Consider the following 7,140-nt stretch of genomic DNA (forward strand, 5'->3'; position numbering starts at 1 on the left):
CGTCCGCTCGTTCTCCGCCAACAGACGGTCCTTGACCGCCGTCGTCCGCACGTACCACGACGGCTGCGCGTAGTAGAAGAGCGCGGTGTGGCAGCGCCAGCAGTGCGGATAGCTGTGCTCGTAGTCCTCGTGGCGGAAGAGCAGGCCGCGTTCCTTCAGATCGGCGAGCACGATCGCATCGGCGTCCTTGAAGAACACCCCGCCGACCAGCGCCAACTCCTCGTGGAACACGCCGTCCTGGCCGACCGGGGTGACCAGCGGCAGCCCGTACGCCTTGCACACCCGGTGGTCGTCCTCGCCGAAGGCGGGGTTGGTGTGGACGAGACCGCTGCCGCTCTCCATGGTGACGTGGTCGCCGTTGACGACGTAGTGCGCGTTCTCCATCGGGAGCACCGAGAACGGCGCCTGGTACGTCCAGCGCTCCATGTCCTTGCCGGTGAAGCGTTCCCCGGTGGGCTCCCAGCCCTCCCCGAGCGCGGCGCTGAGCAGCGCCTCGGCGACGACGATGTGCTGGCTGCCGTCGGTGGCGACCAGATAGGTGATCTCCGGGTTGACCGCGACGGCGGTGTTGGTGACCAGCGTCCACGGGGTGGTCGTCCACACCAGCAGCGAGGCCCGGCCGGCCAGTGGGCCCGAGGTCAGCGGGAAGCGGATGTACACCGAGGGGTCGACGACGGTCTCGTAACCCTGGGCGAGTTCGTGGTCGGAGAGGCCGGTGCCGCAGCGCGGGCACCAGGGGGCGACGCGGTGGTCCTGGACGAGGAGGCCCTTGTCGAAGATCTCCTTCAGCGACCACCAGACGGAGTCGATGTACTCCGGGTCCATGGTGCGGTACGCGCCGTCGAGATCGGTCCAGAAGCCCATGCGGGTGGTGAGTTCGGCGAACGCGTCGGTGTGCCGGGTGACCGACTCGCGGCACTTGGCGTTGAACTCGGCGATCCCGTACGTCTCGATGTCCTGCTTGCCGCCCAGGCCGAGTTCCTTTTCGACGGCGAGTTCGACGGGGAGGCCGTGGCAGTCCCAGCCGGCCTTGCGGGCGACGTGGTAGCCGCGCATGGTGCGGAAGCGCGGGAAGACGTCCTTGAAGACGCGGGCCTCGATGTGATGCGCGCCCGGCATGCCGTTGGCGGTGGGCGGGCCCTCGTAGAACACCCACTCCGGGCGGCCCTCGGACTGTTCGAGGGAGCGGGCGAAGACCTTGTTCTCGCGCCAGAAGTCGAGCACCGCGTGTTCGAGAGCGGGCAGATCGACCTGGGCGGGCACCTGGCGGTACTGGGAATGCGTCATCGGCGGGTTACTCCGGTGGGTGAAAGCGGTCAGCTCACCGGAGGGGCGGCGGCGGTCGGGACGGCGTCCCGTGGCACACCCCTTCCGGACCTGGAAGCAGCGTGACCGGCTTGCACTCGATGACACCCGAGCGGTCGACAGGTGGGGATCACCCCGGATCACCCCTCGCCCCGGTCAACGTCTGTCAACCGCCACCCTATAGGGGCAACCTGCCGTACGAGCCGTGGAGTTGACTTGTACGGGCTGACCTGCGAGGCCCTGTCGACCGCGGCGCATGCGTAGTGATGACGGGGCGTCAGCTCGCCGCGCTGGTCAGCCGTTCCGTGATGAGTTTGGCGAGTTCGGGGACGTTCTGCTCCAGGTAGAAGTGGCCGCCGGGGAAGGCGTGGAACTCGGTCTGCTGGGTCGAGCTGAAGCGCCAGGGGGTGAGCTGTTCCTCGGGGAAGATGTCGTCGCTGCCGTAGCAGACGACGAGATCGGCCTCGGTGACCGTGCGGCGCAGCTTGGTCAGGAAGGACTGGGAGACGGAGAAGTCGGCGCGCAGCAGGTCGGCGGCGCGCTGCCGCAGATGGTCGTGTTCGAGGATCTGCGGGGCGACCCCGCCGCCCGACTTGCTGGTGATGTCGAAGATCTCTTCCTCGGTGGTCAGCAGCGCCGACCCGGTGAAGGGCAGCACGGCGGCCCGCGGTGCCGCGTTCGCCGAGGCGAACAGGGTGGTGCAACGGCTGCGCGGCGCGGTCTCCTCCAGGCGGGCGGCGAGCGCGAGCCCGAGGTAGGCGCCCAGGCTGTGCCCGAGGATCGCGAACTCGCCCTGGAGGTCCTCGTGGTCGCGCAGGGTGGCGACCAGGGTGTCGACGGCGTCGTCGATGGTGGTGACGGGCGACTCCCGCCAGCGGCGACCGCGGCCGGGCAGCTCCACCGGGATCGGTCGGACCGCCGCGGGCAGCGCCTTGACGAGGGGCTCGAAGAACGAGGCCGATCCGCCCGCGTGGTGCAGCAGGACGAGTGGGTGTGGGGACATGACAGGCAACCTCCGTCGAACCACGGTGATCCGGCACGCGCGGTGACGCGCGCCAGCGCCGGCGCGGGAGCACGCCGGCGCGGGGCCGCGTCAACAGGTCAGCGCATCAGCAGGGCGGTGCGTGAGCAGGCCAGCGCATCAGCAGGCCCATGCAGCAGGTCAGCGCGTCGGCGCGCGGGCGTGCCGACGCGGCGGTGCCGGGGGCGGCGGTGTGGTGCCGCCGGCCCCCGGGACCGCGGAGTGCGTCAGCCCTGCTGGTGCGGTACGAACTCGTAGCCGCGCTGGCTCTGCGTGGTCACGCGGTTGTGCTGGTAGCTGTCCTCGCCGCTGACCAGGACCGCGCCGTACTTGTCGAGCACGATGCCGCCGCCGTACTCGCTGATCTGCTCGGTGCCCGGGTAGACCTGCACCTGGGTGGGGACGTAGCGGGCGGCGTAACCCATCCGGTAGTCCTTGCGGGTGCCGGTGTGCGGCAGCGAGGCGTGCATCACCGTGGACCAGAAGATGACGCACTCACCGGGCTTGAGGACCATCGGGAACGCCTTGGACTCGTCCGGCTTCCAGTTCGGGTCCTTCTGGAGCTGCCGGTAGTCGTAGCCGAAGAAGCCGCGCTTGATGCCGTCCTTCTCCTGCGCGTTGACCGCGTCGGCGTCGTACTCCATGCCCTTGGACTCGTCGTAGAACATGGTCTTGTGGGTGCCGGGCATGAGCTGGAGGCAGCCGTTCTCCTTGGTGGAGTGCGTGCAGGCGGTCCACACCGTGATGGTGCCGCCGAACGCGGGCTGTCCGTCCTCCGACGGCCAGACGAGCTGGGCCTTGCCGGTGGCGTGGCCGAAGGTGGCGGCCTGGTGCCAGTCGGTGCCCTCGTCGCCCTGGTACTTCGGGAAGAACTCGCTGCGCCAGCAGAGCACGTTCGGGCCGATCAGCGAAGCGACGCGGTCGACGATCTCCCGCTTCATGATGTGCTCGGAGAGCAGGTCGACGTCCAGGTGACGGTCGTAGTTGGAGATGCTGGTCGCCTTGCCCTCACCCAGCGGGTAGATGGCCTGCGAGCGGTCGCGGAGCTGACGCTGGACGTTCTTCCAGCGCTCCTCCATCTCCTCGACCTCGAATATCTTGATGGGACCGAGGAAGCCGTCCCGCTCGAACTGCGCGACCTCGGCCTCGGACAGGGCGAAGGTGGACTGCTGCTCTGTGGTCATGGGGGGTCAACCTCTCAGTTCGCGGGGGTCTCGGCACGGCGGGCGACATCGGCGGCGACGTCGCCGAGGCTGTTCTCGAACAGCAGTTGCAGGTCGAGGTCGACCCCGTAGCTCTCCTTGATCCGGCCGTTCAGGTCGAGGGCGAGCGCGGAGTGTCCGCCCAGGTCGAGGAAGTTGTCGTCGTTGCTGACCTGCTCTTCGAGCAGATCCGTCGCCCAGTCGAGGATCTGCTTCTCGACGGTCTCCGGGAGCAGGTCGGCGTGCGTCTTGTCACTCATCCGTCACCAGCGTTTCGTTCCAGGACCGGGCGATCGCGGCCCGGTCGACCTTGCCGTTCACGGTCGTGGGCAACTCCGGTACGCACAGGTAGCGCGCCGGATGCATGTAGAACGGGAGCAGCGCCTTGATGTGTTGGCGCAGGTCGGCTGCCGTCGGCGGGGCCGTGGCGTCGCGTGCGACGAAGGCACACACCAGACGGTCGTCGCCCACTTTGAACTGCCGTACCTGGACCACCGCGTCCAGCACCTGGTCGTGGCGGCGCACGGCCGCCTCGATGTCGCTGAGCTCGATGCGGTAGCCGCGGAGCTTGACCTGGAGATCCGCGCGACCCTCGTACAGCAGGTTGCCGTCCGGGAGTTGACTCACCAGGTCGCCGGTGCGGTAGTAGCGCACGCGCGCACCGGTCTGCTCGTCGGTGACGACGGGGTACGCCTTGTTCGTGAGGTCCTCCCGGTTCAGGTACCCCTCGGTGACCTGGGGGCCGGCGAGCCACAACTCGCCGGTCGCGCCGAGCGGTACGTCGCGCCCCTCCTCGTCGACGACCCGGGTGCGGAACCCCGGCAGGGCGGTTCCGATCATGGATCGTTCCTGGTCCAGGTCGTCGTCGACGACCTGGTGGAAGGTGGTGAACACCGTGGTTTCGGTGATCCCGTACCCGTTCACCAGCCGGGGGCCGGTGAGTCCGAAGCGCTTCGCCCAGGGCCGTAGCGCCGCGGAAGTCAGCTTCTCGCCGCCGAAGACCACGTACCGCAGGTCCGGCAGGTCGCGGTCGGAGCGCAGGGCGGCGTCCGCGAAGGCGGCGAAGGCGGTGGGCGTCTGGTTGAGCACGGTGACGCCCTGGTCGATGACGACATCGAGGTACTTGTCGGGCGAGCGGGCCGCCCAGTGCGGCAGGACCACGAGTTCCGCTCCGGTGCTGAGCGCACCCCAGACCTCCCAGACGGAGAAGTCGAAGGCGATCGAGTGGAACAGCAGCCACCGGTCCTGCGCGGTGAAGTCGAACGCGGCCGGTGCGGCCAGCAGCAGCGCCGCCGCGTGCCCGTGCCGCACCGGGACGCCCTTGGGGGCGCCGGTGGTGCCCGACGTGTAGATGACGTACGCGGCGTCCTCGGCCGAAACCCGCAGGTCCAGCGGGTGTGGATCGGTGTGGGCGGCCAGGCCGGCGATCTCGGCGACGGTGATCACGCTGGTGACCGGTGTCTCGGAGATGGCCTCGCCCGGGTCGCCGACCAGGGTGCGGGCGCCGCTGTCGCCGATGATGAAGTTCTTCCGCGCCGGCGGATGCCGGACATCCAGCGGTACGTAGGCGGCGCCGGCCTTGAAGATGCCGATGACCGCGGCGATGGCCTCGGGCCCCGGGGGCATGCGCAGGGCGATTCGATCATGCGCGCGCACGCCGTTTTCCTGGAGCAGCCGGCCGATCGCATCCGACCACGCATCGAGGTGGCGGTAGGAAAAGCGCTGGCCATCGTAGGAGAGCGCGGTGCGCAGCGGATGATCAGAAACCGCGGCCTCGAATAGTTTGAGCAGGGTGCTATCCGCTGGAATTGCGGCGCTGGTATTCACCGCGCATATTCCCCTCTGCCGTGCGTCGTAGAAAAAGTCATCCCAAAATCTGAGACACGTCTCACGCCTTGCACTAGCAACATTAAGCAACACAGGTATGACGTTGTGCCACTAGCAAGTGCCTGTGGCCTGCGTCACATCGGCTAGACGGGGCGTCTGATCTGCGCTTTTCTCCTGGAAACGTCGCTCGGATCAACTAATGTGCCCTTGAGGGGAGTTGGCGAGAATGCATCGGTCGGAGCCTGTGCGGAATAGCGGACGGTGGCGCGTTTGTATCGCCCTTTTTTTGACAGGGGCGTTGCCCGTTTCGCTGGTCATTGCCATTTCGGTAGGGGTGCAGGGGGATTCGTCACAAGGGGAACTGAAGCCTCCACAACAGCCGCTTTTGGACACCGCAGGGCACTTTTTCCTCGGTGTCGCAGCGGTATTACTTGCCTCGTATGGAATGGGGGTGCTGGCAGAACGGCTGGGCCAACCGCGGGTGATCGGGGAGATCGCCGCGGGAATCCTGCTCGGCCCGACGCTGCTGGGGTCGGTGGCGCCCGGGGTGATGGACCAGCTCTTTCCCGAGCGCGTGGTGCCGATGTTCAACGGGTTGGCCCAACTCGGCCTGGTGCTGTTCATGTTCGGCGTCGGCCAGGAACTGGGCTCGATGCGACTGCGCGGCGCGGCCCGGCAGGCCATGGCGATCAGCCAGGCGTCGCTGCTCGTGCCGTTCGCCGCCGGGGTGCTGGTGGCGCTGCCGCTGGTGGACCGGTACATGCCCGACGGGACGCGGCCGGTGGCCTTCGTGCTGTTCGTGGGGTGCGCGCTGAGCATCACGGCCTTCCCCGTACTGGCCCGCATCCTCAGTGACCTGAACCTGTCCAGGACCAGGCCGGGGCGGCTCAGCCTGTTCGCCGCGGCCGTCGGCGACGGCGGGAGCTGGCTGGCGCTCGCGGTGGTGCTCTCCCTCTCGCACGGCAGCGACCCGCTGACCGTGCTCGCCCGGGCGGTGGGCGTGGTGGCCGTGACGATGCTGTTCGTGGGCCCGCTGCGGCGGCTGCTCGCGCAGGGGATCAAGCGGGTGCCGAGCGGCATGGGGCCGGCGTCCGGGGTGATGCTGTTCCTCGTCGTCGGCGTCGGCGTGTCGGCCACGCTCACCGCGGTGCTCGGCATCCACCAGCTCATCGGCGCGATGCTGGTCGGGCTGATCTGGCCGCACGAGCACCAGGGCGCGACGGCCGCGGTCAGGCCGCTGGCCACCACCGCCAAGACGGTGCTGCTGCCCTTCTTCTTCCTGGGCTTCGGCCTCACCGTCGACCTGGGCTCGCTGCACCTGGACGGCGCGGCCGGCATCGCCCTGCTGTCGCTGCTGGCCGCGGCCACCCTCGCGAAGATCGCCGGCCCGAGCCTCGCCGCCTGGCTCACCGGGCTGCCGTGGCGCGAATCGTGCACCGTGGGCGTCCTGCTGAACGCCCGCGGGCTGACCGAACTCGTCGTCCTCCAAATCGGTTACGAGGCCCATCTCATCAACGCCGAGATGCTCGGCCTGCTCACCGTGGTGGCGCTGGTGACGACGGTGATGACCAGCCCGCTGCTGCGGTGCGTCGGCCATCGGCCCGAGGTGCCGCAGGGCCCGGGCGACGGGCTGTCGGCCGGGGACGAGCGGGGCACGGCCGAGGGGTTCGCGGCCGAAGGGCCCGGCGCCACCACCGAAGCGCCGGCTGTCGGCGCGCCCCCCGCCCGCCCCGCGGGGCCCGCGCCCGGGGGCCGGGCCCCCCCCCCCCCCCCCCCCGCCCCCCC

General features: G+C 69.2%; 6 protein-coding genes. 1 reads left to right on the plus strand and 5 read right to left on the minus strand.

The window, feature by feature from the left end; translation table 11 throughout:
• The 5 genes from AAHZ94_RS25170 to AAHZ94_RS25190 all read right to left on the minus strand — a co-directional run.
• Positions 1 to 1,287: class I tRNA ligase family protein (locus AAHZ94_RS25170; protein ID WP_349995438.1), on the minus strand; the 1,287-nt coding region annotated here is incomplete at its 3' end.
• Between the two features lie 295 nt (positions 1,288 to 1,582).
• Positions 1,583 to 2,308 carry a thioesterase II family protein gene (locus AAHZ94_RS25175; RefSeq protein WP_349995440.1) on the minus strand — a complete coding sequence of 242 codons (726 nt, stop codon included), beginning with the start codon at positions 2,306 to 2,308 and terminating at the stop codon, positions 1,583 to 1,585.
• Between the two features lie 245 nt (positions 2,309 to 2,553).
• Entirely contained in the window at positions 2,554 to 3,510 is a 957-nt protein-coding gene (locus tag AAHZ94_RS25180) for a chlorinating enzyme (protein WP_349995441.1), read from the minus strand.
• A gap of 14 nt (positions 3,511 to 3,524) precedes the next feature.
• A complete protein-coding gene (locus AAHZ94_RS25185) occupies positions 3,525 to 3,788 on the minus strand; it encodes a phosphopantetheine-binding protein (protein WP_349995443.1) in 264 nt (87 codons plus the stop codon).
• Entirely contained in the window at positions 3,781 to 5,355 is a 1,575-nt protein-coding gene (locus AAHZ94_RS25190) for an amino acid adenylation domain-containing protein (protein WP_349995447.1), read from the minus strand. The genes AAHZ94_RS25185 and AAHZ94_RS25190 overlap by 8 nt, the downstream gene beginning before the upstream one ends.
• 451 nt (positions 5,356 to 5,806) lie before the next feature.
• Between AAHZ94_RS25190 and AAHZ94_RS25195 the strand changes: the two genes are divergently transcribed.
• Positions 5,807 to 7,140 (plus strand): cation:proton antiporter domain-containing protein (locus AAHZ94_RS25195; protein ID WP_349995448.1); only part of this gene is annotated, 1,334 nt, incomplete at its 3' end.

It is taken from the genome of Streptomyces sp. HSW2009 (genome assembly GCF_040240285.1).
Lineage (GTDB): Bacteria > Actinomycetota > Actinomycetes > Streptomycetales > Streptomycetaceae > Streptomyces.

What these genes read in the sequence shown, in the direction of transcription:
- AAHZ94_RS25185 (WP_349995443.1), bottom strand. Translation starts at nt 3,788, where the DNA reads ATGAGTGACAAGACGCACGCCGACCTGCTCCCGGAGACCGTCGAGAAG.
- AAHZ94_RS25175 (WP_349995440.1), bottom strand. Translation starts at nt 2,308, where the DNA reads ATGTCCCCACACCCACTCGTCCTGCTGCACCACGCGGGCGGATCGGCC.
- AAHZ94_RS25180 (WP_349995441.1), bottom strand. Translation starts at nt 3,510, where the DNA reads ATGACCACAGAGCAGCAGTCCACCTTCGCCCTGTCCGAGGCCGAGGTC.